The organism is Kitasatospora sp. NPDC086791 (genome assembly GCF_040685975.1).
Lineage (GTDB): Bacteria > Actinomycetota > Actinomycetes > Streptomycetales > Streptomycetaceae > Kitasatospora.
Genome location: NZ_JBFBOC010000005.1, coordinates 207,728 through 234,043 on the forward strand (window position 1 = coordinate 207,728; position 26,316 = coordinate 234,043).

The 26,316-nt window shown below is 73.9% G+C and carries 22 protein-coding genes and 1 pseudogene; 9 read left to right on the top strand and 14 right to left on the bottom strand.

All coding sequences use genetic code 11. The features are described 5' to 3' along the window. Window positions 1-160 precede the first annotated feature (160 nt). The 4 genes from AB0Q99_RS11240 to AB0Q99_RS11255 are packed head-to-tail and all read right to left on the bottom strand — an operon-like array spanning window position 161 to window position 5,509. The gene (locus AB0Q99_RS11240; RefSeq protein WP_363570356.1) at window positions 161-1,255 is read right to left on the bottom strand and encodes an NlpC/P60 family protein; all 1,095 of its coding nucleotides are present in this window, start codon (window positions 1,253-1,255) and stop codon (window positions 161-163) included. Between the two features lie 16 nt (window positions 1,256-1,271). Beyond that, the gene (locus AB0Q99_RS11245; protein ID WP_363570358.1) at window positions 1,272-1,754 is read right to left on the bottom strand and encodes a poly-gamma-glutamate biosynthesis protein PgsC/CapC; all 483 of its coding nucleotides are present in this window, start codon (window positions 1,752-1,754) and stop codon (window positions 1,272-1,274) included. Beyond that, on the bottom strand, window positions 1,751-3,262 hold the full coding sequence (pgsB, locus tag AB0Q99_RS11250) for a poly-gamma-glutamate synthase PgsB (protein ID WP_363570360.1): 1,512 nt from the start codon (window positions 3,260-3,262) through the stop codon (window positions 1,751-1,753). Before pgsB ends, AB0Q99_RS11245 begins: the two co-directional genes overlap by 4 nt. Window positions 3,263-3,283: 21 nt before the next feature. Further along, window positions 3,284-5,509: a HAMP domain-containing protein gene (locus tag AB0Q99_RS11255; RefSeq protein WP_363570362.1), complete on the bottom strand. Its 2,226-nt coding sequence runs from the start codon at window positions 5,507-5,509 to the stop codon at window positions 3,284-3,286. A 225-nt stretch (window positions 5,510-5,734) separates the two neighbouring features. Between AB0Q99_RS11255 and AB0Q99_RS11260 the strand changes: the two genes are divergently transcribed. Next, window positions 5,735-6,697, top strand: a complete 963-nt coding sequence (locus AB0Q99_RS11260; protein ID WP_363570364.1) for a hypothetical protein — start codon at window positions 5,735-5,737, stop codon at window positions 6,695-6,697. Between the two features lie 40 nt (window positions 6,698-6,737). Here AB0Q99_RS11260 and AB0Q99_RS11265 read toward each other — a convergent pair whose 3' ends face one another. After that, window positions 6,738-7,175, bottom strand: coding sequence for a gamma-glutamylcyclotransferase (locus tag AB0Q99_RS11265; protein WP_363570366.1), 438 nt, complete (start codon window positions 7,173-7,175; stop codon window positions 6,738-6,740). Between the two features lie 98 nt (window positions 7,176-7,273). Here AB0Q99_RS11265 and AB0Q99_RS11270 point away from each other — a divergent pair, with 98 nt between their 5' ends. Both AB0Q99_RS11270 and AB0Q99_RS11275 read left to right on the top strand, forming a co-directional pair. Next, a complete protein-coding gene (locus AB0Q99_RS11270) occupies window positions 7,274-8,728 on the top strand; it encodes an NAD(P)H-quinone dehydrogenase (RefSeq protein ID WP_363570368.1) in 1,455 nt (484 codons plus the stop codon). Between the two features lie 200 nt (window positions 8,729-8,928). Beyond that, window positions 8,929-9,930: a DeoR/GlpR family DNA-binding transcription regulator gene (locus AB0Q99_RS11275; RefSeq protein WP_363570369.1), complete on the top strand. Its 1,002-nt coding sequence runs from the start codon at window positions 8,929-8,931 to the stop codon at window positions 9,928-9,930. A gap of 87 nt (window positions 9,931-10,017) precedes the next feature. Here the strand turns inward: AB0Q99_RS11275 and AB0Q99_RS11280 are convergent, their stop codons facing one another. The 6 genes from AB0Q99_RS11280 to AB0Q99_RS11305 all read right to left on the bottom strand — a co-directional run bounded on the left by AB0Q99_RS11280 (window position 10,018) and on the right by AB0Q99_RS11305 (window position 15,633). Further along, complete coding sequence (locus AB0Q99_RS11280; protein WP_363570371.1) at window positions 10,018-11,793, bottom strand: biotin carboxylase N-terminal domain-containing protein; 1,776 nt, start codon at window positions 11,791-11,793, stop codon at window positions 10,018-10,020. A 236-nt stretch (window positions 11,794-12,029) separates the two neighbouring features. After that, window positions 12,030-12,764 (bottom strand): hypothetical protein, encoded by a 735-nt coding sequence (locus AB0Q99_RS11285; protein ID WP_363570373.1) that lies wholly within the window; start codon window positions 12,762-12,764, stop codon window positions 12,030-12,032. 93 nt (window positions 12,765-12,857) lie between these two features. Continuing rightward, complete coding sequence (locus AB0Q99_RS11290) at window positions 12,858-13,457, bottom strand: nucleoside triphosphate pyrophosphatase (protein WP_363570375.1); 600 nt, start codon at window positions 13,455-13,457, stop codon at window positions 12,858-12,860. A gap of 34 nt (window positions 13,458-13,491) precedes the next feature. Next, complete coding sequence (locus tag AB0Q99_RS11295) at window positions 13,492-13,632, bottom strand: hypothetical protein (protein ID WP_363570377.1); 141 nt, start codon at window positions 13,630-13,632, stop codon at window positions 13,492-13,494. Between the two features lie 160 nt (window positions 13,633-13,792). Beyond that, entirely contained in the window at window positions 13,793-14,014 is a 222-nt protein-coding gene (locus tag AB0Q99_RS11300; RefSeq protein ID WP_030241637.1) for an acyl-CoA carboxylase epsilon subunit, read from the bottom strand. 29 nt (window positions 14,015-14,043) lie between these two features. Continuing rightward, window positions 14,044-15,633 (bottom strand): acyl-CoA carboxylase subunit beta, encoded by a 1,590-nt coding sequence (locus AB0Q99_RS11305; protein ID WP_363570379.1) that lies wholly within the window; start codon window positions 15,631-15,633, stop codon window positions 14,044-14,046. A 279-nt stretch (window positions 15,634-15,912) separates the two neighbouring features. Between AB0Q99_RS11305 and AB0Q99_RS11310 the strand changes: the two genes are divergently transcribed. The 4 genes and pseudogenes from AB0Q99_RS11310 to hutH all read left to right on the top strand — a co-directional run bounded on the left by AB0Q99_RS11310 (window position 15,913) and on the right by hutH (window position 21,889). Continuing rightward, window positions 15,913-16,806 (top strand): biotin--[acetyl-CoA-carboxylase] ligase, encoded by an 894-nt coding sequence (locus tag AB0Q99_RS11310; protein ID WP_363570381.1) that lies wholly within the window; start codon window positions 15,913-15,915, stop codon window positions 16,804-16,806. Between the two features lie 173 nt (window positions 16,807-16,979). Then, window positions 16,980-18,104 (top strand): adenylate/guanylate cyclase domain-containing protein, encoded by a 1,125-nt coding sequence (locus tag AB0Q99_RS11315; protein WP_363570383.1) that lies wholly within the window; start codon window positions 16,980-16,982, stop codon window positions 18,102-18,104. A 328-nt stretch (window positions 18,105-18,432) separates the two neighbouring features. Further along, a pseudogene (locus AB0Q99_RS11320) lies at window positions 18,433-19,458 on the top strand (sensor domain-containing diguanylate cyclase); the annotation flags it as partial. 853 nt (window positions 19,459-20,311) lie between these two features. Continuing rightward, window positions 20,312-21,889 carry a histidine ammonia-lyase gene (gene hutH, locus AB0Q99_RS11325; protein WP_363570385.1) on the top strand — a complete coding sequence of 526 codons (1,578 nt, stop codon included), beginning with the start codon at window positions 20,312-20,314 and terminating at the stop codon, window positions 21,887-21,889. A 46-nt stretch (window positions 21,890-21,935) separates the two neighbouring features. Here the strand turns inward: hutH and AB0Q99_RS11330 are convergent, their stop codons facing one another. Then, entirely contained in the window at window positions 21,936-22,355 is a 420-nt protein-coding gene (locus AB0Q99_RS11330) for a hypothetical protein (protein ID WP_363570387.1), read from the bottom strand. A 365-nt stretch (window positions 22,356-22,720) separates the two neighbouring features. On the opposite strand from AB0Q99_RS11330, the gene AB0Q99_RS11335 reads away from it, so the two are divergent. Both AB0Q99_RS11335 and AB0Q99_RS11340 read left to right on the top strand, forming a co-directional pair. After that, on the top strand, window positions 22,721-23,590 hold the full coding sequence (locus tag AB0Q99_RS11335) for a MurR/RpiR family transcriptional regulator (RefSeq protein WP_363570389.1): 870 nt from the start codon (window positions 22,721-22,723) through the stop codon (window positions 23,588-23,590). 90 nt (window positions 23,591-23,680) lie between these two features. Continuing rightward, complete coding sequence (locus tag AB0Q99_RS11340; RefSeq protein WP_363570391.1) at window positions 23,681-23,995, top strand: hypothetical protein; 315 nt, start codon at window positions 23,681-23,683, stop codon at window positions 23,993-23,995. 17 nt (window positions 23,996-24,012) lie between these two features. Here the strand turns inward: AB0Q99_RS11340 and AB0Q99_RS11345 are convergent, their stop codons facing one another. Both AB0Q99_RS11345 and AB0Q99_RS11350 read right to left on the bottom strand, forming a co-directional pair. After that, window positions 24,013-24,651 (bottom strand): restriction endonuclease subunit S, encoded by a 639-nt coding sequence (locus tag AB0Q99_RS11345; protein WP_363570393.1) that lies wholly within the window; start codon window positions 24,649-24,651, stop codon window positions 24,013-24,015. Beyond that, window positions 24,648-26,306, bottom strand: coding sequence for an N-6 DNA methylase (locus AB0Q99_RS11350; protein WP_363570456.1), 1,659 nt, complete (start codon window positions 26,304-26,306; stop codon window positions 24,648-24,650). Before AB0Q99_RS11350 ends, AB0Q99_RS11345 begins: the two co-directional genes overlap by 4 nt. Window positions 26,307-26,316 lie beyond the last annotated feature (10 nt).

The following is a 26,316-nucleotide window of genomic DNA, read 5'->3' on the forward strand; positions in this document are numbered from 1 at the left end:
CCCGGTTGACCGGAAAACACAGGTCGGTGGCGCTGTCCGGACGACCCGCCTTGTCGCTTCCCACACATCCGGCTTTCCACACACCAGGCTTTCCATACCTCCGGCTTTCCATATTTTCCGTGGACGCGCGGACACCGTGGGCGCGTGGAGCACGGACGGTTCAGAGCCGCTTCGCACTGCGCAGCCCCTTCGCGTACATGCCGTTGTCGTCGAGCCGGGCCGTGCCGCCCTTGTCGCCGAAGGTCGGGCCGTCCGCCTCCTCCCGGCTGGAGATGTAGCGGGGGTGGCCGTCGGTGTCCAGGCCCAGGTAGATGCCGGTGTGGTCGAGCCGGGCGCCGGTGCGGGCGTCGATCTCGAAGAACACCAGGTCGCCGGGTTGCAGCGGGTCGATCGAGGCCGGGCGCAGGGTGGTGTCCGAGCCGGCGGCGGTGGTCAGCGGGATCACCGGGACGCCGGGGCCGACCCGGGCCAGGCCGTTGGCGGTGCGGGGCAGTCCGGGGCCGGCCGCGTCCTTGGAGAGCAGCGGGTAGCCGGAGCGGTAGCCGTAGACCATCCGGACGAACCCCGAGCAGTCGAAGGAGCCGTAGCGGGCCTTGTCGGGCTGCCGGGTCACCTTGTCGGCGAACGTGTACGGAACGCCGAGGTAGTCGAAGAAGTCGGTCTGTTCCAGCCGCAGGTCGTTGCCGACCGAACCGTTCGGATTGAGCGGCCCGAAGGAGGCGTCGCCCTTGTAGCGCACGCCCTTGGCGTCCTTCTCGGCGGGCGCGCCGGCCACGTACTGGGTGGCCGCCGCGAGGACGTCGTCGGCGGTGGAGCCGAGCGACTGCTGGAACCAGGTGCGGAACCAGGCCTCCTGCTCGGCGCCCGCCTTCCAGGGCTGCGGCAGCAGCCGGACCCAGCTGTCGGTCACCACCGTGGCGGTGGTGGTGCCCGGCTCGGCGAAGGTGCGGCTGGGGCCGGCCAGGACGGCGGTGCGGGCGCTGTCGGTCAGGGTGGCGACCACGCCGCCGCGGCCGTCCCGGACCACCGTGCGGTCCGGCCCGGGCAGCCGCTCGTAGCGGTACTGCGCGGGCGTGGCCGTGCCGGTGGGCGCGCCGGCGGCGGGGCCCGGCGCGGCGGCGGTGATCAGCGGCGCGTTGCTGCCCGCGGCCGGCTGCCGGTCGCGGTCCCGGAGCTGGACGGTGAGGTAGCCGCTGGCGGCCAGCAGGGTCACGGCGAGGCCGCCGCTGAGCAGGGACTTGCGGGTCACTGGCATGGGGTTCCCGTCGGGATCAGGTGCCGGGCAGGGCGCCGAGCAGGACGCCGGCGGTGAGGACGACGTAGTTGGCGAGCGTCACCGTGCTGGTGGCCATCAGGGTGGCCGCCCGGGGCTGGCGGACCAGCTGGTAGGCGATCAGACCGGGGACGATGAAGCCGAGGGTCTGGTTGGCGTACAGGGTGGGCAGCTCGCGCTGCAGCACCAGCATCACGGTGGCCTGCAGCAGCACGCCGATCAGCACCACGGCGGCGAACAGCCGCTTGCCGTAGAGGATCACCAGCTTCTGGACCACCCGGATGGCGAGGAAGGTCAGCACCGTCACGCCGATCACGATGGCCACCCGCTGGAGGGACTCGACCAGGGTGAGGGCCAGCCAGCCGGGGGTGATCATGCCGCCGGGGGAGAGGTTGGTGGTCAGGTAGCAGACCAGGGAGAAGACCAGGCCGAGCGCGATGCCGATGGCGGCGATCTCGGGGGTGAGCTCGGTGGGGATCACTGCTGGTCTCCGTAGGGCGTGGTGGTGCGGTGGTGGGGTTCGTACCAGGAGTCGGGGACCGGCTCGGGGCGGTGGACCGGCTCGGCGTAGGGGGTCTGCCCGGGGTGCGGGGCCCGGCTGCCGTACGGGGCCTGGCGGTCGTACGGGGCCTGGCCGTCGTACGGGGCCGGCGCGGCCCACGGGTCGGTCCAGGGCTCGTCCCACGGCGCGGCCCCGGTGTGCCGCGGCGGCTCGGGGTGGTACGCGGGCTCGGGGTAGTCCGGCTCCGGGTAGAGCGGTTCGGGCTCGTGGTACGCGTACTCCGGTGCCTCCGGCGCGTCGGGGGACTCGTCGGGTTCGAGCCGGGCCAGCTCCTCCAGGAACAGCTCGCCCTGGCCGTGGATGTTGCCGACGGCCACCAGCGAGGAGTCCGGCCCGAGTTCGGCCAGCAGCTCGGCGGTGAGCTGCTCCGGGTCGCGCTTGTCGCCGCCGAGGTCGACCACCCGGCCCGACCAGCCGGCCGGGATGCCGTCGCGGGCGCTCTTGGTCGGGTGGCCGATCAGGAAGACCGTGTCCGGGTCGAGGTCCGGGACGATCTGGCCCATCTGGCCGTTGCGCTCGACCCGGTCCGGGCGGCAGTTGATCACCACGTTGAGCGGGCGGTGGATCGCGCCCAGGTCCTCCAGCTGGCGGACGTTCATCAGCGTGGACTCGGGGTCGTTGGCGGCGAAGACGTTGGCGAAGCGCAGCCGCTTGCCGTCCGCGGTGCGGTAGCGGTCGACCGACAGCACGCCCGGGTCCGGCGGGGCCGCCCACATGCCCTGCAGCGCGGTCTGCCGCTCCACGCCGAGGAGTTCGGCGACGGCGAGGGCGATCGCGACGTTCTCCTTGAAGGTGAACCAGCTGAATCCGCGCAGCTCCTCGTCGGTGACCGTCTCCGGGTCCACCACGATCAGCCGGCAGTCCCGCTTGGCCGCCTCCTCGCGCAGGATGTGCGCGCGCTCCTGCTCGGCGGTGACGCACACCCCGCCGACCGGCATCGAGCGCGACAGCGAGCGGGCGACGTCGTCCAGGGTCGGGCCCATCTCGGCCAGGTGGTCCTCACGGACGTTGCAGAGCACGCCGATCGTGGAGCGGATCAGCTTGGTCTGGTTGACCTCCTGGAGCGCCGGCATGACGGCCATGCACTCGATCACCAGGGCGTCCGGCCGGTAGGTGGCGGCGCGGCGGACGATGCCGATCTGCTCCACCACGTTGGCGATGCCGAACTTGCGGTAGACCGGCTCCTCGGTGGCGTCCGGGTGGATGAACCGGGCCGCGGTGCCGGTGGTCTTGGCGACCGTCACCAGCCCGCCGCCGCGCAGCGCGCCCGCGCACAGCCGGGTGATCGAGCTCTTGCCGCGGATGCCGTTGACCAGGACCCGGGTCGGGATCTGCTCCAACGCGGTGAAGTGCCGGCGCTGTTCGACGATGCCGGCCACCAGCAGCACGGCGCAGCACACCAGCAGCACGACGTAGAGGAAGAGCACGGGAGATCCTTCGGGCGGGGCTCAGCGGGCGGTTGCGGGAGTGCGGCGGACGGCGCGCTCGGCGAGTTCGGCGCGCACCAGCTCCTGGCGGACCAGCTCCAGGCTGCGGGCGACGGCGCCGACCTCGTCGTGGTGGACGGGGTAGAGCACGGTGCGGCGGTCCCCGGCGGCCAGCGCCTCGGCGCTCGCGGCCAGGCGGCGCAGCGGCAGGCCGACGGCGATGTACAGCCAGCCGAGGCAGAGCGAGGCGGCGGCCAGGCCGAGCATGCCGGCCAGGATCGCGCGCCGGTCGGCCCGGTTCTGGTCGAGGTGCAGCCAGGCCACCGGGTGGGCGGTGACCACGGACCAGCCGAGCTTGGCGACGCTGCCGTTGCCGCCGAGCGGGGCGGCGGCGAGCAGGGCCGGGTCGCCGCCGTCGCGGAGCACGTCGGCGGTGGCGGACTTCTTGGCGTCGGCGAGGACCGTCCGGGCCCGGCCGTCCGGCAGGTCGCCGAAGGAGCTGTAGCCCTCGTTGGCGGCGAGCACCCGCTGGCGGTCGTCGACCAGCCAGACCCGGCCGAGGCCGGGGCGGGTCAGCAGGCCGCCGAGGAAGTCGGTCTTGAACTCGCCGACCAGGACCGGGCCCCTGGGCTCGGCGGCGCCCTCCGTCTCGGCGTCGGCCGGGACGGCGGTGAGGGCCGCGCGGGCGGCGATCCGGGGCTCCTTGCCGGAGCTGTTGAGCAGCAGCACGCCGCTCGGGCCGAGGGCCTCCGGGCCGGTGCGGTGCGGGGTCTCGCCGGCGTGGGCGAGGAGTCCGCCGTCGGCGCCGAGGACGTACAGCGAGCGGTAGCGGTCGTGCTCGGCGAGGGTGTCGCGCAGCAGGGTCTCGGCCTTGCCGACGGAGGCCTCGGAGAGCGCGGGGGCGATCGACCGCAGGTCCGCGTAGCCCTCGTTGAGCGCCTGGCGGATCCGGTCGGCGGCGGTGTCGGTGCGGTCGCGCTGGCCGGCCACGACCTGGGTGGGCACCCGTACGGTCGGGTCGTTGCCGCCGAGGAACAGCAGCGGTCCGGACCAGCCGAGCACCAGGACGGCGCAGAGCGCGAGCGGCAGCGCGGTGCCGGGGCGGCGCCCGCGGGCGGGGGCGGCGGCCGGCGGGCGGGCCGGGTCGAGCAGCTGGTGGCGCAACTCCTCCAGGGCGCGGGCGATCCGGCCCGCCTCGCCCCGCTCGGGGCCGCGCACGGGCTGCTCCAGCCGGTCGCCGCGGGTGAGCCGGCGGGACTCCAGGAACAGCCCCAGCAGCGGGCGCTGGAGGCTGCGGATCAGGTACCAGGCGAGCAGCAGGGCCAGGACCAGCAGGGCGCCGGCGGCGGCCAGGCCGAGCATGGGGTGACGCAGGTTGCCGGGCTTGCCGTCGACGGTGCTGGTGGAGACCACGGTCAGGCCGAGCGGGGCGGCCGGGTCGTGCCCGCCGGGGGCGGCGACGGCGGCCCAGCCGGCGACCCGGCGCTCGCCCTTGGCGTCGGCGTTGCCGGCCAGGCTGCCGGAGGCCGTCTCGCCGGGGGCCGGGTCCTGCCGGGCGGAGCGCTCGCGGGCGGCGGCCACCACCTTGCGGTCGCCCTCGGCGGTGAGCGCGGCGCCGGTGGTGTCGAGGACGGCGCCGGTCGCGTCGAGGACCTGGATGGTCTGTTCCTTGCGGGTGGCGATGCCGGGCAGCCGCAGGTTGTCGGAGGCGACCAGCAGGGCGCGGCCGTCGGCCTTGGTGGCGACCAGCGCGAAGGTGAGCAGCCGGGTGCCGGCGGCGGAGGGCACCAGGACGGGCGCGGGCGCGGTGTCGGTGACCTTGGCGAGGTCCAGGCCGGCCAGCGGGACGGTCTCGCCGCGGGCGGCCAGCAGCCGGCCGGTGTCGGGGCGGACCACCACCGTGCCGCGCCACTTGTGGTACGCCTGGCCGAGCGCGGTCAGCACGGCGGCGGGCTCGGCGGGCGCGTTGTCGTAGCGGGCGGCGGCCCGGCGCAGGTCGGTGGCGCTCTCGTGCAGTCCGGCGCGCAGCGAGGCGGCGGTGTCCTCGGCGGTGTACTGGTGGGACTCGCGGACGGCCTGCGGGGTGTCGTCGACGCGCAGTCCGCCGACGGCCAGGGCGGTGATCGCGGCGACCGCGAGCAGCAGGACCAGCAGCAGCACGATGGGCGGGCGGATGCCTCCGAGCAGCGGCATGTCGGCCCGGCGGCGGGAGCGGTGCTGCCGCGGCGGGGTGGGTGCCGTGCTCACGAGGGGCCTCGTTCTCCTCCGGGCTCGCCGTGCCGGCTCCGGGGGTCGGCAACCGGCCTTCCCGGTCAAGCGATGATCAAGACTTGGTCAAGCCGAAACAGCGTACGAAGCGGTCTCGCGAAAGTTGTCACGAATCGGTTGCGATCGAGTGCCGCTTGGGTGTCGATTCCCGCCGGTCCGGCGTGGATCATGGTCGCGGTGATCGGCAGGGTAGGTTCGACCGCCATGGAGACTCGGGGTTCGCGACGTCCGCTGCTGCTGCCGGTGGCGGCGCTACTGGTGCTGGCGGCGCTCGCCGGGGTGCTGACCCTGGCCGCGCGCGGCCAGGGTCAGCACCCGCGGGCGGCCCGGTCGGCGCCCTCCGGACCGGCCCCGGTGGACCTGGCGGCCCGGGTGGACGACTTCACCGCCGACTTCGCGGCCGACGGCCCGTACACCGAGCCGGACGCCGCGCAGCGCCGGGCGGTGGCCGACGGCGTGCTCGGCGCGCTGGACGGGCAGTCCGAGCAGGCCGGCCAGGCGCTGGCCCGGGTCGGCTACCGGCTGACCGAGTTCACCGAGGCCGCGACCGGCCGCCGGGTCGCCGAGATCGCCGACGGCACCGCCGCCGGGAGCCGCGGCTGGGGCCGGGTCTACCTGGACCTCTCGGCCCGGCTGAACTGGTCCGTGCAGGTGCCCCACCCGGTGTCGGACGCCCGCACCGAGGCGCTCGGCGTGGAGCTGTTCCGGGCCGCGCCGGGCGGCGTGCTGGTGCTCGCCGGGGCGCACCGCCGGGCCGGGTCGGACGGCTCCTCCGACGTCGCGCACCGCACCGACACCGTCTTCGCGGCCGTGGTCGAGGCGCTCACCGGGCGCGGGCTGCCCGGCATCCAGGTGCACGGCTTCGACGAGGGCAGCCTGCCCGGGCAGGACGCGGTGGTCTCCAGCGGCGCCGGGCAGGCCGGCCCGGCCGCCGAACTCACCGCCGCCTCGCTGGGGCGGGCCGGGTACGCGGTCTGCCGGGCCTGGCGGGAGAAGTGCGGGCAGCTGGGGGGCACCACGAACGTCGAGGGCCGGTTCGCGGCCGGCGTCGGGGTGCCGTGGCTGCACGTCGAGCTGGGCAACGGGCTGCGCACCGAGCCGGCCCGGCGCACGGTCGTGGCCGGGGTGCTGGCGGACACGGCGCGCAGCTGGGGGAACCGGCCCTAGCCGCCGCCTCCCCCGCCGCGGCGGGCCCCCGGCCGGTCGGTCAGCAGGGGCGGCGGCGCAGGTCCATGACGTAGTCGTGCGGTGCGCCGGCGCTCTCCGCGGCGTCGGCGATCAGGCCGAGGTAGCGGGCCGCGGGCAGGCCGCCCTCGTAGTCGTTGAGCACGTAGGTCCAGACCGGGATGGAGCCGTCCAGGGTCTGCGCGCGCAGCTTGATCTTGCGGTATATGCCGAGCTGGACGCCCTCCCAGCGGTCCAGGCCCTCCTCGTCCACCGGCGAGACGTCGTACAGCGAGACGAAGACCTGGTCCTTCTCGTCCTCGACGACGGTGGCCAGCGAGCCCTCCCAGCCGAGCTGCTCGCCGCCGAAGGTGAGCCGCCAGCCGTCCAGCCACCCCGTGCCGCGCAGCGGGGAGTGCGGGGCTCGGCGGGTCATCTGCCGGGCATCGAGGTTGGTGGCATACGCGGCGTAAAGGGGCATGGGGGCCAGCGTAGCCCGGGCGGCGCGCGGACCGGGGCGACCGGGCGATCGAACCGAGCCCGGACCCCGGCGTGGCGGCGCTCCCGGCGTGCGGGACAATGGTGAGCGTGACTCGGATCGTGATCATCGGTGGCGGACCCGGCGGCTACGAGGCGGCCCTGGTCGCCGCACAGCTCGGCGCGGAGGTGACCGTCGTCGACCGCGACGGTCTGGGCGGATCGGCGGTGCTCACGGACTGCGTTCCGTCGAAGACGCTGATCGCGACCGCGGAGGTGATGACCACCTTCGACAGCTCGTACGAGGAGCTCGGCATCCTGGTCGCGGACGACACCCCGCCGCTGGAGCAGGCCGCCCGGGTCATCGGCGTGGACCTGGGCAAGGTCAACCGCCGGGTGAAGCGACTGGCGATCGCGCAGTCCCACGACATCACCCAGTCGGTGACCCGCGCCGGCGTCACCGTGCTGCGCGGCCGCGGCCGGCTCGGCGGCGGCGGGCAGGCCGTGGACGGCTCCCGCGAGGTCCTGGTGGACGCGCCCGACGGCACCGTGCACGCGCTGCGCGCCGACGCGGTGCTGATCGCCACCGGCGCCCACCCGCGCGAGCTGCCGGACGCCCAGCCGGACGGCGAGCGGATCCTGACCTGGACCCAGGTGTACGACCTGGAGGAGCTGCCCCGCGAGCTGATCGTGGTCGGCTCCGGTGTGACCGGCGCCGAGTTCGCCGGCGCGTACCAGGCGCTCGGCTCCAAGGTCACCCTGGTCTCCAGCCGCGACCGGGTGCTGCCGGGCGAGGACCCGGACGCCGCCGAGGTGCTGGAGGACGTCTTCCGGCGCCGCGGCATGAACGTGATGGGCCGCTCGCGCGCCGAGAGCGTCAAGCGGATCGGCGACCGGGTCGAGGTGACCCTGGCCGACGGGAAGGTGATCGAGGGCACGCACTGCCTGATGGCCGTCGGCTCGATCCCCAACACCTCCGAGATGGGCCTGGAGGACGCCGGGATCAAGCTCAACGACTGGGGCCAGATCCAGGTCGACCGGGTCTCCCGCACCACCGCCCCCGGCGTGTACGCGGCCGGCGACTGCACCGGCGTCTTCATGCTCGCCTCGGTGGCGGCCATGCAGGGCCGGATCGCGATGTACCACGCGCTCGGCGACGCGGTGCAGCCGCTGAACCTCAAGACCGTGGCCTCCAACGTCTTCACCGACCCGGAGATCGCCACCGTCGGCTACACGGCGGCCGACGTGGAGTGCGGCAAGATGGACGCCGTCGTGGTCAAGCTCCCGCTGCGCGGCAACCCGCGGGCGAAGATGCAGGGCATCCGCGACGGCTTCGTGAAGCTGTTCTGCCGCCCGGGCACCGGCATCGTGGTCGGCGGCGTGGTCGTCGCCCCGCGCGCCAGCGAGCTGATCCACCCGATCTCGCTCGCGGTGGACGCCAATCTGACGGTCGAACAGGTGGCCAGCGCCTTCACCGTCTACCCGTCCGTCTCCGGCTCGACCGCCGAGGCCGCCCGGCAGCTGCACATCCGCAAGCGCGCCGACGGCGAATCCTGAGCGTCCGGCGCCCAGTTGGGGGCGGCTGCCGATCGGCGGCCGCCCCTCGCGCGTGATCGCCCGTCACCCGGACGGCGGGCGCAGGCCCGGGCTATTGACGGCGCGTATTGTACGGTCACGCGCCGCTCGTGCGTGAGCAATTCCCGCTACTAGCTGCAAACGCCTGAAAGCAGACGGTCACGCAGGTTACCGTCGGTTCTGTGTTTGCTGCAGAACGTCGCCAGTTGATCCTCGAAATGGTGCGCGCCAACGGAGCGGTCTCGCTCCGGGAGTTGGCCCGCGTCGTCCAGACCTCCGAAGTGACCGTGCGCCGTGACGTGCGGGCGCTGGAGGCAGAAGGGCTCCTCGACCGCCGGCACGGCGGTGCGGTGCTCCCCGGCGGCTTCAGCCGCGAACCCGGTTACCCCCAGAAGACCCACCTGTCCGCGGCGGAGAAGAGCGCCATCGCGGACCTCGCCGCCGGCCTGGTCGAGGAGGGCGACGCGGTGGTGGTGGGAGCCGGCACCACCACCCAGGAGCTGGCCCGCCGACTGGCCCGGGTGCCAGGACTGACGGTGGTCACCAACTCCCTGCTGGTCGCCCAGGCGCTGGCGCACGCCAACCGGGTCGAGGTGGTGATGACCGGCGGCACCCTGCGCGGCTCCAACTACGCGCTGGTGGGCAGTGGCGCGGAGCAGTCGCTGCAGGGGCTGCGGGTCACCAAGGCCTTCATCTCCGGCAGCGGGCTGACCGCCGACCGCGGGCTGTCGACCGCGAACATGCTGTCCGCGAGCGTGGACCGGGCCATGGTGCTGGCGGCCGCCGAGGTCATCGTCCTCGCCGACCACACCAAGCTCGGCGCGGCCGGCATGTTCCAGACCGTCGCCACCGAGACGATCACCCGGCTGGTCACCGACGAGCAGGCCACCGCGGACGACAGCACCGCCCGCGAGCTGGACGCGCTGGCCGACTGCGGGGTGCAGATCGACCTGGCGCCGATCGGGGCTGCCCCGAGCGGCGACGCCCCGGTGCACGGCACCGGCAGCGGCCCCGTGCACCAGACCCAGCCCGGCCCGATGGCCCGGCGCGCCGGGCCGCCTCCCGGCGGCGCCCCGCTGCCCGGCCAGCGCCGCCCGGGCGCCCACGGCGGCCCGGGTGGGCCGGTCGGCGCCGGCGGGATGCCGGCCCGGCTGGCCGAGCTGGGCCTGCCGCGCGGGCGCTGAGCGGCCCGGCCGCGACCGCGGGCGAGAACGGGACCGGTCCGTACCCCCCGGAGGGCGTACGGACCGGTCGGTGCCCGACGGGGCGGGTCAGTCCTTGATCTCGCAGAGCGCGGCGCCGCTGCTGACGCTGGCACCCACCTCGGCCTTGAGGCCGACGACGGTGCCCGCCTTGTGGGCGTTCAGCGGCTGCTCCATCTTCATCGCCTCCAGGACCACGATCAGCTCGCCCTCGGCGACGACCTGGCCCTCCTCGACGGCGACCTTGACGATGGTGCCCTGCATCGGCGAGGCCAGCGTGTCGCCGCTGACGGCCGAGCCGGCCTTCTTGGCGCCCACCCGGCGCTTGGCCTTGGCGGCGCCGGTCGCACCGGCCGCCGGGGCCGCCGCGACGCCCAGCGAGGACGGCAGCGAGACCTCGATCCGCTTGCCGCCGACCTCGACCACGACGGTCTCCCGGCCCTCGGCCTCCTCGCCCTCGCCGGCGGCACCGGCGAACGGCGGGATGGTGTTGTCGAACTCGGTCTCGATCCAGCGGGTGTAGATCGTGAACGGCTCGTCGCTGCCGTGCACCTCGGGCGCGAACGCCGGGTCGGTGACGACCGCCTGGTGGAACGGGATGGCGGTGGCCATGCCCTCCACCTTGAACTCGCTCAGCGCGCGGCGGGCCCGCTCCAGGGCCTGCTTGCGGTCGCGGCCGGTGACGACCAGTTTGGCCAGCAGCGAGTCCCAGGCCGGGCCGATGACCGAGCCGGTCTCCACGCCGGAGTCCAGGCGCACGCCCGGGCCGGACGGCGGGGCGAACAGCGTCACGGTGCCGGGCGCGGGCAGGAAGCCCCGGCCCGGGTCCTCGCCGTTGATCCGGAACTCGAAGGAGTGGCCGCGGACCTCGGGGTCGTCGTAGCCGAGCTCCTCGCCGTCGGCGATCCGGAACATCTCGCGGACCAGGTCGAGGCCGGTGACCTCCTCGGTGACCGGGTGTTCCACCTGCAGACGGGTGTTGACCTCCAGGAAGGAGATCGTGCCGTCCAGCGCGACCAGGAACTCGCAGGTCCCGGCGCCCTGGTAGCCGGCCTCCTTCAGGATGGCCTTGGACGCCCGGTACAGCTCGGCGTTCTGCTCGGGGGTCAGGAACGGCGCGGGCGCCTCCTCGACCAGCTTCTGGTGCCGGCGCTGCAGCGAGCAGTCACGGGTCGAGACGACCACCACGTTGCCGTGCTTGTCGGCGAGGCACTGGGTCTCGACGTGCCGCGGGTTGTCCAGGTAGCGCTCGACGAAGCACTCGCCGCGACCGAAGGCGGCGACCGCCTCGCGCACCGCGGACTCGTACAGCTCCGGGATCTCCTCCAGGGTGCGGGCGACCTTGAGGCCGCGGCCGCCGCCGCCGAAGGCCGCCTTGATGGCGACCGGCAGGCCGTGTTCCCGGGCGAACGTGACGACCTCGTCGGCACCCGAGACCGGGTCCGGCGTGCCGGCGACCAGCGGGGCACCGGCGCGCTGCGCCACGTGCCGGGCGGTCACCTTGTCGCCGAGGTCGCGGATGGCCTGCGGCGGCGGGCCGATCCAGATCAGACCCGCGTCGAGGACGGCCTGGGCGAAGTCGGCGTTCTCCGACAGGAACCCGTAGCCGGGGTGGACGGCGTCCGCGCCCGAGTCGGCGGCCGCCTTGAGGACCTTGGCGATGTCCAGGTAGCTGGTAGCGGGGGTGTCACCGCCCAGCGCGTAAGCCTCGTCGGCCGCGCGGACGTGCAGCGCATCCCGGTCCGGCTCGGCGTAGACGGCGACGCTGGCGATACCGGCGTCCGAGCAGGCCCTGGCGACGCGGACGGCGATTTCCCCGCGGTTGGCGATGAGCACCTTGCGCACTGTGGCTCCCTTCTTGAACCTCGTTGAGTTTATGGATTCCTGGGCAGTACCGGCGAGTAGCCCCGGGTTGTGAACTATCCCACACGCTCGGTGATGGCATTCCCGGCCCGTGTACCGGCCGGTACACGGACTCCGCAGGTGGCGCCGGGTGGGGCCGGGGCGCCGGGAGCCACGGCGGGTGACGGTGCGGCGGTGCGGCGGGACGGTGGCATGGGCCACACTCTCGCGCGGACGGCTCACGCGACGCTGGAGCGCTCGGGTGGCCGCCGCAGCGCCTCGGCGGTGACGTCGGCCACCAGCTCCACCATGTCCGGCCCGTACGCCTCCGGTTTGACCACCCGCAGGACCAGCGCGAAGGTCCCGTTGCGGCCGTGCGCCCGGGCGAGTTCGCGGTGGTGCGACACCAGGTAGCGCACGCCGGCCTGGTTGGCGATGCCGGTCTGGCCGCAGATCAGGAACACCGGCCGGCCGCCCTCCGGGGTGGCGATCCGGGCCAGCAGGGTGTGCGTCTGCTCGTGGTCGGCGGTGTAGTCGCGCTCGCCCACGACGAGCACGTTGCTGCCCGGGCCGGGGCCGGAGGTGACCAGCACGCCCGGCAGGCCCCAGGCCAGGTGGGCGGCCATCCGCTCGTTGCTGACCGGGCCGCCGAGGCAGAGCTCGGTCTTGACGCCCAGGCCCCGCTGCGCGGCGTCGTGCGCGACCAGTTCGGGCCGCGCCCCGCACTCCTCGACCAGCCCGGCCAGCCACATCAGGGCGTAGGCGTCCCGGCGGGTCACGGTGTTCGCGTGCGAGCCCGTGCCGACGCTGCGCGGCACCACGATCAGGCACTCGCTGTCGGCGGGCAGCCCGAGGAACTCCCGCACCCGCTCGACCCGGCGGCGTCGCCGCAGGGCCTGGGCGAGCCAGCCGAGGCCGGCGCTGATGGCGCTGGCCACCAGGCCCAGCACCACGTTGAGCACGCTGTCGGTCATCGCCGTGTTCCCTCCCCCGTGTGGACGGCGGTCAGCTTAGGGGCACGACTGCCGCGAGCGGGAGGTCACTTCGGCCACGGATCGGGCGGGCCGTCAGGCCCAGAGGTCGACCAGCCGGACGTCGAGGTCGGCGAGCAGCCGGCGCAGCAGCGGCAGTGAGAGGCCGATGACGTTGCCCGGGTCGCCGTCGATGCCGTCGACGAACGGCGCCGAGCGGCCGTCCAGGGTGAACGCCCCGGCCACGTGCAGCGGTTCACCGGAGGCGATGTACGCGGCGATCTCCTCGTCGTCCGGCGTGCCGAAGCGGACGGTGGTGGAGGCGGTGGCCGAGGACTGCCGGCCGGTCACCGTGTCGATCACGCAGTGGCCGGTGCGCAGCACCCCGGCGCGCCCGCGCATCGACCGCCAGCGGGCCAGCGCCTCGGCGGCGTCGGCGGGCTTGCCGAGCGCCTGCCCGTCCAGCTCCAGGACGGAGTCGCAGCCGATCACCAGCTCGCCCCCGGTGAGCTCGACGGCGACGGCCTTCGCCTTGGCCTCGGCCAGCACGAGCGCGAGCTCGGCGGGGGTGGCGGCGCTGATCGCGTCCTCGTCGACGCCGCTGACCACCACGCGCGGGTCGAGACCCGCCTGGCGCAGCAGCCCGAGGCGGGCGGGGGAGGCGGAGGCGAGGACGAGGGTGCGCTGGTCGGTCATGGCCACCAGCGTAGGGGGTGCCGGTATCCGCCGTTCAGGTGAACGACCGGGCGATCATCATGAGGACGGCGCCCACCAGCACCAGGGCGGCGAGGACCCGGCCGGCCCGCTGCATCCGCTCCTGCATCCGACGGGCCTCGGGCGAGGGCTCGTCGCGGGGGTCTGACCAGAGCACCCGTCCAGAGTGGCCGGGCCCGGGCCCGGGCGCCTGAGTATCCGTACTCAGGTTTCGGGCGGACCCGGGCGTCGGCGTGGACGACGGCGCGGACGAGCGCCGACGACGGCGCGGCGCAGGACGTCGGTCCGTCCGACGTCCTGCGCCGCAGGGGGGTGCTTCAGCGTGCCCAGCCCGAGGTCCGCCAGGCGTTGACGCCCGGGTGGACGGCGGGGCGGAGCAGGCGGGAGCGGTCGTTCCAGGGGGAGGCCGGGCCGGCGCCGGCCCGGCGCGCCGCCTCGGCGGCGGCCTGCGCGGCGGCGGCCCGGGCCTGGACCACCGCCAGAACGGTGGCCAGCTCCTCGGGGGTCGGCTGCCCGTGCAGCACGTGGATCGGGGACATGGCTGGTTCTCTCCCGACAGGGATGGGGCCTACAGGGGGATGTTGCCGTGCTTCTTCGGCGGCAGCACCTCGCGCTTGCCGCGCAGCGCCCGCAGGCCCCGGACGATGTGCCGGCGGGTCTCGCTCGGCGCGATGACCGCGTCGACGTAGCCGCGCTCGGCCGCCAGGTACGGGTTCAGCAGGGTGTCCTCGTACGAGGCGATCAGCTCGGCCCGCTTCTCCTCGGCGGTGCCGGCCGCCTCGGCCTCGGCGATCTCCCGGCGGTGCAGGATGTTGACCGCGCCCTGCGCGCCCATCACGGCGATCTGGGCGGTCGGCCAGGCCAGGTTGAGGTCGGCGCCCAGGTGCTTGGAGCCCATGACGTCGTACGCGCCGCCGAAGGCCTTGCGGGTGATCACGGTGATCAGCGGGACGGTGGCCTCGGCGTAGGCGTAGATCAGCTTGGCGCCGCGGCGGATGATGCCGTCCCACTCCTGCTCGGTACCGGGCAGGAAGCCGGGCACGTCCACGAAGGTCAGCACCGGGATGTTGAACGAGTCGCAGGTGCGGATGAAGCGGGCGGCCTTCTCGCTGGCGTTGATGTCCAGGCAGCCGGCCAGGTCCATCGGCTGGTTGCCGACGATGCCGACCGACTGGCCCTCGACCCGGCCGAAGCCGGTGATGATGTTGCCGGCGTAGAGCGGCTGGGTCTCCAGGAACTCGCCGTCGTCGACGACGTGCTCGATCACCTTGCGCATGTCGTACGGCTGGTTCGCCGAGTCCGGCACGATCGTGTCGAGTTCGAGGTCCTCGTCGGTGACCGAGAGGTCGGCCTGCTCCGGGTAGGACGGCGGGTCGCTCAGGTTGTTGGAGGGCAGGTACGAGAGCAGGCTCTTGACGTACTCGACCGCCTCCTTCTCGTCCGAGGCCAGGTAGTGCGCGTTGCCGGACTTGGTGTTGTGGGTGCGCGCGCCGCCCAGCTCCTCCATGCCGACGTCCTCGCCGGTGACGGTCTTGATCACGTCCGGGCCGGTGATGAACATGTGCGAGGTCCGGTCGGCCATCACCACGAAGTCGGTGATCGCCGGCGAGTACACCGCGCCGCCCGCGCAGGGGCCCATGATCAGCGAGATCTGCGGGATGACGCCCGAGGCGTGCACGTTGCGGCGGAAGATCTCGCCGTACAGGCCGAGCGAGACCACGCCCTCCTGGATCCGGGCGCCGCCGGAGTCGTTGATGCCGATGACCGGGCAGCCGGTCTTCAGCGCGAAGTCCATCACCTTGACGATCTTCTCGCCGAAGACCTCGCCGAGGGAGCCGCCGAAGACGGTGAAGTCCTGGGCGAAGACCGCGACCTGACGGCCGTCGACGGTGCCGTAGCCGGTCACCACGCCGTCGCCGTACGGGCGGTTCTTCTCCTGGCCGAAGTTGGTCGAGCGGTGCCGGGCGAACTCGTCGAACTCCACGAAGGAATCCTCGTCCAGCAGTTCGACGACCCGTTCGCGGGCGGTCAGCTTGCCCTTGGCGTGCTGCTTCTCCACAGCCTTGGACGAACCGGAGTGCACGGCCTCGTCCAGCCTGCGTCGCAGGTCGGCGAGCTTGCCCGCGGTCGTGTGGGGGTCGTACGGCGCCTCGGTCATCCGGTGGCTCTCCCTGATCCATGGCCGCGACCTGTTCGAGTGCGCGCGGGCCGGGTGGTGGGGGCCCGCACAAGAGGGCAGGGCGGCGCTACGAACTACCGCTGGGTAGCGTAGCCAGCGCGGAGGGCGATCCGGCACGTCCTGGCGTTATGGCCATCGACACAGTTTTATCGGTGCGGGTTCGGCGGGTTCTGCGGGACGATGGGGCGGCCTACGCCCCTCGGCCGCGCCCGCGCTCTAGGGTTCCCCCATGAGCGAGCGAGTCACCGAGAGGGTCGCATGAGCGCGTCCGACACCCCCCGCCGCAGCGGACTGCGCGGTTTCGGCCGCACCGGACCGTCGCCCTGGACGGACCTGGACCGTCCGCCGCTGGACCAGGAGGCGCTGCGCCACGACCTGCTCGTCCCGGGCGGGCTCTGGACCTCCCTGGACGTCGTCACCGAGACCGGCTCCACCAACAGCGACCTCGCCGCCCGGGCCAGGGCCGGCGCCGCCCAGGGCGCGGTGCTGGTGGCCGAGGCGCAGAGCGCCGCGCGCGGGCGGCTGGACCGCCGCTGGACCGCCCCGGCCCGCTCCGGGCTGTTCCTGTCCCTCCTGCTGCGCCCCGAGGAGGTGCCGGTCGAGCGCTACGGCTGGCTGCCGATCCTGGTCGGGGTGGCCGCGGCGAGCACGCTCGACCGGGTCGCCGAGGTCGAGGTCGGGCTGAAGTGGCCCAACGACCTGCAGGTGGAGATCGACGGCGCGGAGCGAAAGATCGGCGGCATCCTCACCGAGCTGTCCGGCGGCGCGGTGGTCGTCGGCCTCGGCCTCAACGTCTCGCTGCGCGCCGAGGAGCTGCCCGTCCCCACCGCCGCCTCGCTCGCGCTGGCCGGCGCCGCCACCACCGACCGGGGCACCCTGCTGCGGGCCCTGCTGCGCGAACTCGCCGGGCTGTACCGCGAGTGGACGGCCGCCGCCGGCGACCCGCACGCCAGCGACCTGCTGCGCGCCTACGTGGACCGCTGCAGCACGCTGGGCCGCCAGGTGAAGGTCCACCTGCCCGGCGACGCCGAGCTGGTCGGCGAGGCGGTGGCGGTGGACGGCGACGGACGGCTGGTGGTCCGTACGCCCGACGGCGCACGCCGGGCGGTCGGCGCGGGCGACGTCGTCCACGTGCGCCCCGGACCCCGCTGAACGGCGGTCTTCACCTCTCCTTGACCCGGGCGGATGCCCCGGATCCGGCGATTCCGTGCGAACATTCCACCTGGCAGCGGTGTGAGGCGCGCCACTGTCCGCCCGGGTGGCGGACGGCGGGCCCGGACAGGTAGGACACGAGGCGAGTGCGGCGACCGCACGGGGACGGACCGGTGGCAGAGGACGGCAGCAGCGGCACGACGGCGGGCAGCACCGACCCCACGGTCGCGCTCGAACTGGAACGCCTGATCCTGGACGCGCCGCGCCGTTACACGCCGTACCAGGCCGCGCGCGCCGCCGACGTGCCGATGGAGCTGGCCACCCGGTTCTGGCGGGCCATGGGCTTCCCCGACATCGGCCAGTCCCGGGCGCTCACCGACGGGGACGTGATCGCGCTGCGGCGGCTGGCCGGCCTGGTCGAGTCCGGGCTGCTGAGCGAGTCGATGGCGATCCAGGTCGCCCGCTCCACCGGCCAGACCACGGCCCGGCTGGCCGGCTGGCAGATGGACACCTTCCTGGAGAACCTCACCCAGTCCGTCGAGCCCGGGCTGACCCGGGCCGATGTCGCCTACCCGCTGGTCGAGCTGCTGCTGCCGGAGCTGGAGCAGTTCCTGGTGTACGTCTGGCGCCGCCAGCTGGCCGCCGTCACCGGCCGGGTGGTGCAGGCCGCCGAGGACCACGAGATCACCAGCGGTCGGCTCGCCGTCGGCTTCGCCGACCTGGTCGGCTTCACCCGGCTGTCCCGGCGGCTGGAGGAGGAGGAGCTCGGCGAACTCGTCGAGACCTTCGAGAACACCTGCTCCGACCTGATCGCCGGGCAGGGCGGCCGGGTGATCAAGACCCTCGGCGACGAGATCCTCTACGTCTCCGAGGACCCGGCGACGGCCGCCGAGATCGCGCTCAGCCTGATCGACGCGCTCACCGGGGACGACGCCATCCCGCCGCTGCGGGTCGGCATGGCCTTCGGCACGGTCACCTCGCGGATGGGCGACGTCTTCGGCACCACCGTGAACCTGGCCAGCCGGCTCACCTCGATCGCGCCCAAGGACGCGGTGCTGATCGACGGCGAGTTCGCCGCCGCGCTGGAGCAGAACGGCAGCGTGGCCCCGGCCGACTCGGAGGGGCCGGGGCTGGCCGAGGCCCTGTCGGCCGCCGCCGGGATGCCCGCCTCCGGGCTGCCGATGCCGGGGCCGGACGCCGGTGCCCGGTTCCACCTGCAGCCGATGTGGCGCCGGCCGGTGCGGGGGCTCGGGCTGGTCGAGCCGTGGCTGCTCACCCGGCGGCTGACGGCCGAGTAGCGCGGCCGCGGGCGCGGCCGGGCCGGGAGCGGTCGGCGGCTCCGTCGGCGGACGCCGGGTGCCGAACGGTTGAAACCCGTACGGCCTGGCGGGGGTCCATCCGGGCAAACGGGGCATAACCGAATGAAATCGCCATAGTCTTGGTGCAGGCGGCCGGTCGGGTGCGACCGGGCGAAGGGGGTCTGGCAGGACCGAGCACAGGGAGCGAGGCGAGCCGGTGAGCAGTGAGGCGATCATGACGGACCGCGGCTGCGACGGCGGTGGCTCGCCGCACCGCGACCCGCTGCCCGACCTGAGACTGCAGTCCGTGGTCGAGCTCGCCCAGGACATGGCCGGCGCGCAGACTCCGCTGGAGGCCGTCCGGGCCGCCGCCGCCCGGGCCACCGAGGCCCTCGGTGCCACCATGACCGCCGTCTCGGTCTGGGACCGCGAATCCGGCCGGCTGCGGGTCCTGGTCAACCACGGCGACCTCGCCCCCGGTGAGGAGGAACTGCCCGAGGACGAGTCCTACCCCGTCGCCGACTTCCCCGAGATCGTCACGTACCTGGAGGAGCGCTGGACCACCGGGCGGCTGCCGCGCGCCTGGCTGCAGAGCGCGGAGAACAGCGAACCGCACACCGGTCACGTGCACCCGACCGCCGGCGCGTACTGCCAGGAGCGCGCCGCGGCGCTGCGCCGGCGCGGGCGGGCCTGCTGCGTGGTCGCGCCGATCGTGCTGCACGGCCAGGCCTGGGGCGAGCTGTACCTCGCCCGGTCGGTCGGGATGCCCGAGTTCACCGAGGCCGACGCCGACTACGCGACCCTGCTCGCCGCCCAGGTCTCGGCCGGGCTGGCCCAGACCGAGCGCCTCGCCGACCTGCGCAAGCTCGCCTTCTCCGACCCGCTCACCGGCCTCGCCAACCGGCGCGCCGTCGACGCCCGGCTGGAGAGCGCGCTCGAAGCCCACAACCGGGACAACACCGTCGTCTCGCTGGTCGTCTGCGACGTCAACGGGCTGAAGCGGGTCAACGACCAGCTCGGCCACGAGATGGGCGACCGGCTGCTGGAACGGTTCGCCCACCAGCTCTCGCTGGCCGCCGCCAAGCTCCCCGGCAGCCTCGCCGCCCGGCTCGGCGGCGACGAGTTCTGCCTGCTCGTGGAGGGCCAGAAGGCCGACGAGGTGGTCGCCGTCGCCGAGGAGCTGTGCGCCCGGGCGCTCGCGCTGTCCGAGGGCGAGGGCGTGGCCTGCGGCGTCGCCTCCACCGGGGACTCGATCGGGCCCGTCACCACCCCCGACCGGCTCTTCCGGCTCGCCGACGCCGCCCAGTACCGGGCCAAGGCCGCCCGCGCCGCCCACCCGGTGGTCGCCGGGCGCAGCCACGGCCCCGGCTTCTCGCCCGACCCCACCGTGCTGCTCGCCGACGCCGCCGATCCGCACCACCGGGCCGACGGGCGGCGCGGGCCGAACGGACGGGCCGGCGCGGGCGACCGGCGGCGGTTCCGGGGCGCCGCCCACAGCGCCGACCCGGGCCAGCTGCTCACCGCCGTCCTCGCCGCCCTCGACCAGGCCGCCGCCGCCCGGACCGTTCACCCCGCCGACACCCTGGGCAAGCTGGTCGTGGTCGCCGAGACCTCCGCCCGGCTGCTCGACGCCGTCGGCTGGTGGGTCTCCTACGTCCCGCCCGGCTCGCACCTGATGCGCACCGCCCAGCACGCCGTCTACCGGATGACCAGCGGCCCCAGCAGCACCCGCGCCGAGACCCAGCGGGCCCAGATCGAGGCCCCCGACGCCGTCTTCGACCTGCGCCACTACCCGATGACCCGCCGCGCCGTGCGCGGCGGCGCCTTCGCCCTCCGGTCCGGCGCCGCCGGCAACGACCCGGCGGAGGAGGCCATGCTGGTCGTCTCCGGCTACCGCGGCATGGTCGCGGCCGGCGGCCAGAACCCGGCCGGCGGCTGGCTCGTCGAGCTCTTCGCCGACGACGCCACCCTCCCGCTCGGCCAGGCCGCCTCCGCCATGCGCGCCCTGGTCGCCGTCGCCCTCGCGGGCGCGGCCTCCCCGCCGGTGGTGTGAGCGGGGCTGGGGCGTGCGGGAGGGTGCCGCGGGGTGCGGACCCGACCCGGACGACGGAGAATCCGGACGGTGGGGAATCCGGACGGTGGGGAATCCGGATGGCGAACAGCTGTTGTCATATCTTCATTCACCTGGTGTGATGGTGTATATGGATATGCACAGTGCTGTGGCCCCCGACGCTCCGCTGGTCCTGGTCGGCAAGGCCGACGTCAGCGCCGAGGACGTTCTGGCCGTCGCCCGGGGCAACGCCCGGGTCGAGATCGGTCCCGACGCGCAGGCCGAGATGGCGGCCGCCCGTGCGCGGATCGACGCCCTCGCGGCCGAGCCGCGTCCCGTCTACGGCGTGTCGACCGGCTTCGGCGCGCTCGCCGTCCGGCACATCAGCCCCGAGCTGCGTGCCCAGCTGCAGCGGTCGCTGGTGCGCTCGCACGCCGCCGGCATGGGCCCGGTGGTCGAGCGCGAGGTGGTCCGCGCGCTGGTCTTCCTGCGGATGAAGACGCTGGCCTCCGGCCGCACCGGCGTGCGCCCGCTGGTCGCGCAGACCATGGCCGCCCTGCTCAACGCGGGCATCACCCCGGTGGTCCGCGAGTTCGGCTCGCTCGGCTGTTCCGGCGACCTCGCGCCGCTGTCGCACTGCGCGCTGGTCCTGATGGGCGAGGGCACCGCCACCGGCCCGGACGGCGTGGAGAAGCCCGCCGCCGAGCTGCTCGCCGCCGCCGGGATCGAGCCGGTCGAACTGCTGGAGAAGGAGGGCCTGGCCCTCATCAACGGCACCGACGGCATGCTCGGCATGCTGGTGATGGCCATCGCCGACCTGCAGCGGCTGTTCACCACCGCCGACATCACCGCCGCGATGACCCTGGAGGCACTGCTCGGCACCGACAAGGTGCTCGCCCCCGAGCTGCACGCCCCGATCCGCCCGCACCCGGGCCAGGCGCTGAGCGCCGCCAACATGCTGGCCGTCCTCAAGGACTCAGGCCTCACCGGCCACCACCAGGACGACGCGCCGCGGGTCCAGGACGCGTACTCGATCCGCTGCGCCCCGCAGGTGGCCGGCGCCGGCCGGGACACCCTGGCGCACGCCCAGCTGGTCGCCTCCCGCGAGCTGGCCGCCTCGGTGGACAACCCGGTGGTGCTGCCGGACGGCCGGGTCGAGTCCAACGGCAACTTCCACGGCGCCCCGGTCGCGTACGTGCTGGACTTCCTCGCCATCGCCGCCGCCGACCTCGGCTCGATCTCCGAGCGCCGCACCGACCGGCTGCTCGACAAGGCCCGCTCGCACGGCCTGCCGGCCTTCCTGGCCGACGACCCGGGCGTGGACTCCGGCCTGATGATCGCCCAGTACACCCAGGCGGCGCTGGTCAGCGAGAACAAGCGGCTCGCCGTCCCGGCCTCGGTCGACTCGATCCCGTCCTCCGCGATGCAGGAGGACCACGTGTCGATGGGCTGGTCGGCCGCGCGCAAGCTGCGCCAGGCCGTCGAGAACCTCGGCCGGATCCTCGCCGTCGAACTCACCGCCGCCGCGCGCGCGCTGGAGATCCGTCAGCAGGCCGACTCGGCCGGCCGGATCGCCCCGGCCACCGCGGCCGCGCTGGCCGTCGCCCGGGAGGCGGGGGTCGGCGGCGCCGGCCGCGACCGCTTCCTCTCGCCGGACCTGGAGGCGGCCGCGGCGCTGGTCGCCACCGGCGAGCTGGTGCGCGCGGTCGAGCGGGTCACCGGCCCGCTGGCCTGACCCGTCGCCGGCCCGGGGTGACCGGGACCGGGCCCCTGGCGGGGTCTCAGTCCCAGTCGCTCCGCGGCCGGCGGTCCTCGCGGTTGCGGCGCTCACCCAGCGCGGCGGCGAAGTTGACCCCGACGATGCCCGCCCAGCAGGTCAGCAGGCCGAAGAAGCCGCCGTTGGTGGGGTTGCTGGCGATCGCGGTCAGCGGGATGCCGAAGGCCAGCGACACCACCGCGAGCCCGTTGCCGGAGCGCTTGCCCCAGCCCTGGCGGCGGGGCCGCTGGTGGCGGTCGTGGGGGTGCGGGGCGTAGTCGTCCAGCCGCTGGGCCACGGAGTGCTCGACCCGCGCGTCCAGGCGGGAGTCGAGACGCTTCATGAAGGAGTCGACGAGCTCGTCCTCGTACTCCTTGCCGAGCTCCTTGCGGGCCTGCAGGGTGGCGTCGAGGTCGCGCCGCAGGTCGTCCTGGCGAGTGTCCATGGGGTACAGCGTGGCGTCGCCGGGGTGCCCGGTCCATCCGTTCGCGGGGGGAATCCGGGCGGGCTCAGGGAGAAATCAGGGTTACCCCGAGCCGTGCGGGGCGGTCGCCGGGCCGTCACCCGGCGGCCGCCCCGCGCTCGCGCCCGCTTCGGCCGGACACCACAAGTGCCCGGCCGGACACCGGACGTGCTCGGGTCGGCCCCCGGCCGGGCTGCCGCACCCCGCCGACCGTCCGTATGCCGATCATTCCCGTCCGATCCTCGGGACGTCTCATCAGGCGTTCCGCCGTGCGAGACGTCTTTGCCAGGCGGGGCCCGCTGCTGCACAGTCGTCGTCCGACCCCCTCGTACCCGGAGGTACCGCTGATGACCGCCCTCGACGAGACCGGCAGCGTCGGCCCCTCCGCCCGGCTGCTCCAGCTGTTCGAGGGGCACCGGCTCACGCCGACCCAGCGCCGGATCGCGCACTCGCTGGTGCGGCACGCCACCGAGGCGCCGTTCCTGTCCAGCGTGGAGGTCGCCGAACTCGCGGGCGTCAGCCAGCCGTCCGTCACCCGGTTCGCGGTCGCGCTCGGGTACGACGGTTACCCGGCGCTGCGCAAGCAGCTGCGCGAGCTCGGCGGGGGAGAGCCGGCCGCGCCGGAGACCCCGGACGACGCGGTGCGCAACGAGCACCAGCAGGCCGTGCTCGCCGAGATCGCCCACCTGCGCCACCTCGCCGAACTCCTCGCCGACCCGGAGCCGATCATCCGGGCCGCCCGGCTGCTCGCCGCCTCCCGCCCGCTGCCGGTGCTCGGCCTGCGGGCCGCCTCGGCGCAGGCGCGCGGCTTCGCGTACTTCGCCGCCAAGGTGCACCCGGACATCCGGCTGCTGGACGAGGGCGGCAGCATGCTCGCCGACCGGCTGGAACAGGCCACCGCGGCCGGGGCCACCGCGCTGCTCTGCTTCGCGCTGCCGCGCTACCCGCGGGAGCTGATGGACGCTCTGGCGGTGGCCCGGGACTGCGGGCTGACGGTGCTGACCGTCGCCGACAGCGCCTTCGCGCCGGTTGCCAAGCTGTCCGACCTGATGCTGCCGGCCGCCGTCGGCACCGGGCTGGTCTTCGACACCGCGTGCGCGCCGATGATGCTCGGCCGGGTGCTGCTGCAGGCCATGTGTGATGAACTCCCGGGCGCCGAGGCCCGGTTGGAGTCGATCGAGCAGTCGGCGACGGCGCGCGGGCTCTTCCTGGAGTGAGGGCGGAGCGCATTCGCGCAGCCCGGAGTGGGCGTGGCCGGGAATAGTCGTCACGAACCGGGGCATCCCCTCCTACAGGGGGTGCCGCCCATGCGCGTGATCCACGAGATGAAGTTCGTCGCCCGACTGTCCTCCGGCGCCGACGAATGGTCCTGCCCCGCCTGCGGACGCCGCGTCACCCTGCGGCGCCTGCCCGATCCCGAACTGACCGTCCTCGACCCGGGCGACGAGTCCGCCGTCCACGTCGGCGTCATCGAGCCCGACGCCCGCGCCGCCGCCGAGAAGTACGGCCTCGGCCCCGTCCAGGACGTCCCCCGCCCGCCGTCCCCGCCCACCCCCGACGCCGACGACCGCCGCTGGCTCGCCGAGATCGGCATCGACTGGGACGGCGACGCGGCGGCCTGACCCGGTCAATGTCACGCTCAGGTCCGGTGCGGCGGTATCGCCCCGGTGAACAGTGCCGGGGAGATGAGGTCGCGCAGCTCTGCCGTGGTCCGGGCGATCTCCTCATGCACCGCAATCTTCTCCGCCAGGCCGTCCAGGATCTCCGTGATGGCGGCAGCCTCCGCGTGCGGGGGCAGGTTGACCGGAAGCTTGGAGAGAGCCGCGACGGTGACGCTCGGGATCCCCACGCCGCGTGTACTCACCTGTTCGAACCAGTTCCTGGCCGCCGGGCTGCCCAGGTAGTGCAGCAGGTACCCCTGCCAGTCCGGGGCGCGGAGCCGCAGCCGCAGCAGATTGCCGCTGAACAGCCAGCCTTCCTCTGCACGGGTGATCCGGGCTGCCCGCCCGGGATCCCCCGTGCGTGCACACACGATGTCACCCGGTCGCAAGTGGTACTGCCGGACCGTCGACTCAGCTTCCCGGGGAAGGAACGCGAGATCGGCGTGGACGACCTGCCCCCGATACCCGATGTTCATCGGGCGCAGCAACGGGATGCCGGCCTCCGCGCGCCTTGCGGGGCTCGTGAGATGCCCCGGTCCGGACTGGATCTCGCACAGCTCTCCGAGTTCCACGGTCGTCCAATCAGCCGGGATCGGCTGTTCGGTTCGGTGCGTCATGGCATTCCGTCCAGTAGTCGGGCGACGTGTTGGTCCACGTCCGAGGCCCGCGCGTGCAAGTGGGCCAGTTCCCCGCGGATCCCCTGCAGCCGGTCGGTGACGGCGGCTGCGTCGATCGCGGTTCCGGACCGGCGTGCGTATCTCGCCGGGTCGAGCGAGAACTCCGCCTCGGTGATCTCCGCGAACGTGGCCCGGCTGCTCGACCAGCGGGAGGAGTGAGTCCCGGTGAAGTCCTGGGGATTCCGCCGCCACGCCCGGTACTCGGCGACCAGCTCTGACACGTCTGTCCGGGTCAGCGCACGCAGCGTCCGGGTGTTCATCTCTCCTGCTTCCCGGGCGTCGACGAACAGCACGTCCGGCGGGGGACCCTCGACCGGGTGACGCAGGAGCCACAAGCAGACCCCGATGCTCGTCGAGCTGAAGAGGCCGGGAGGGAGGGCGATCACTCCCTCGACGGCGCCTGCCGACAGGAGCCGGGTGCGGATCTCGCGCTCTCGGCCCCCACGGAAGGCCGCACCGTTGGCCATCACGACGATCGCCCGGCCGGCGGGGTTCAGCGATCGGACTGCGTGCTGGATCCAGCCGAGGTCCGCATTGCGCTCCGGTGGCGTGCCGAAGGGCCACTCTTCCCGGACGAAGGGGGCGTCGAAGGGTGCCTTCATGCTGAACGGCGGATTGGTCAGGACGAGGTCGTACGTGGCCCGCCCGGTCCGCCCGTGATCGCTGGGCAGATAAGGCGCGATCTCGGTTCGAAACGGAACACCGTGAAGCATCAGGTTCATCGCGGCGATCCGGCGGTGCCTCTCTTTCGGGGTTTCCGCGACGGCCAGATCCACGGCTGATCCACGTTCGTACCGGCTGCCGCCGAACTCCACGAGCAGTTCACCCGAGCGGCAGAACGGATCGTGGATGACGGAAGGCCGCGGGTGTTCGCCGGCCAACCCGACCATGAGCTGACGCAGGGACGGCGGGGTCACGAGCTGTTCCCCGCGCTTTCCGGGTCTCTCCGTCGCCGACTGGAGCAACTGGCCGAAGAGGTCGGCGGCCTGGGACGTGCCGGTGACCTCATCGATGAGACGGCAGGCTCGCCCCAGAGACCATTGTTCGGGACGGGTGACCGGTCCCTCGCCCTCGCCGGTCCATCCGTCGTCCTCGGGGCCGAGCACATCGGCTCGGATCCGGGACAGGCTCCGGATCGGGCTCCGTCCGTCGGGAAGGTCGTACACCGCCGCCGACCACGCGGCCGGGGCGCACCCACGAACGAGGACGAGCGACAGGAGGAGTTCCAGATAGAAGGATTCCCGGCCCGAATGACGCCACGGCTCGCCGAGCGGGCCCAGCAGTGTTGTCGCGAGGCGACGTGACAGCGCGCGGTCGGGCGCCTCCGTCTTCTCGTGGATGCCTGCGGATCGACGGAACCGGTCACCGTAAGTGGTTCCGGGTCGCTCGTCCGGATTGAGCGCATTGGCCGGAATCGTACGCTGCGACAGCCAGGCAGCCACCGCATCGACCGCGAACAACTCGGCCCCCTCCACCAGCACCGGTTCGGGGTAGTCGGGGTGACGCCTCTCCCAGTTGGTGACGGCGGGGCGGCGCACCCCGGCGTGCTTGGCGATCTCCGAACGGGAGGCGAACCGTGCGGAACCCTCCGTCATGATGCTCACC

Bases quoted from the DNA above. Each gene is read 5' to 3' on its own strand.
- AB0Q99_RS11240 (WP_363570356.1), bottom strand. From the start codon at position 1,255: ATGCCAGTGACCCGCAAGTCCCTGCTCAGCGGCGGCCTCGCCGTGACC.
- AB0Q99_RS11260 (WP_363570364.1), top strand. From the start codon at position 5,735: ATGGAGACTCGGGGTTCGCGACGTCCGCTGCTGCTGCCGGTGGCGGCG.
- AB0Q99_RS11265 (WP_363570366.1), bottom strand. From the start codon at position 7,175: ATGCCCCTTTACGCCGCGTATGCCACCAACCTCGATGCCCGGCAGATG.
- AB0Q99_RS11270 (WP_363570368.1), top strand. From the start codon at position 7,274: ATGGTGAGCGTGACTCGGATCGTGATCATCGGTGGCGGACCCGGCGGC.
- AB0Q99_RS11285 (WP_363570373.1), bottom strand. From the start codon at position 12,764: ATGACCGACAGCGTGCTCAACGTGGTGCTGGGCCTGGTGGCCAGCGCC.
- AB0Q99_RS11290 (WP_363570375.1), bottom strand. From the start codon at position 13,457: ATGACCGACCAGCGCACCCTCGTCCTCGCCTCCGCCTCCCCCGCCCGC.
- AB0Q99_RS11300 (WP_030241637.1), bottom strand. From the start codon at position 14,014: ATGTCCCCGATCCACGTGCTGCACGGGCAGCCGACCCCCGAGGAGCTG.
- AB0Q99_RS11305 (WP_363570379.1), bottom strand. From the start codon at position 15,633: ATGACCGAGGCGCCGTACGACCCCCACACGACCGCGGGCAAGCTCGCC.
- AB0Q99_RS11310 (WP_363570381.1), top strand. From the start codon at position 15,913: ATGAGCGCGTCCGACACCCCCCGCCGCAGCGGACTGCGCGGTTTCGGC.
- hutH (WP_363570385.1), top strand. From the start codon at position 20,312: ATGCACAGTGCTGTGGCCCCCGACGCTCCGCTGGTCCTGGTCGGCAAG.
- AB0Q99_RS11330 (WP_363570387.1), bottom strand. From the start codon at position 22,355: ATGGACACTCGCCAGGACGACCTGCGGCGCGACCTCGACGCCACCCTG.
- AB0Q99_RS11335 (WP_363570389.1), top strand. From the start codon at position 22,721: ATGACCGCCCTCGACGAGACCGGCAGCGTCGGCCCCTCCGCCCGGCTG.
- AB0Q99_RS11340 (WP_363570391.1), top strand. From the start codon at position 23,681: ATGCGCGTGATCCACGAGATGAAGTTCGTCGCCCGACTGTCCTCCGGC.
- AB0Q99_RS11345 (WP_363570393.1), bottom strand. From the start codon at position 24,651: ATGACGCACCGAACCGAACAGCCGATCCCGGCTGATTGGACGACCGTG.
- AB0Q99_RS11350 (WP_363570456.1), bottom strand. From the start codon at position 26,306: ATGACGGAGGGTTCCGCACGGTTCGCCTCCCGTTCGGAGATCGCCAAG.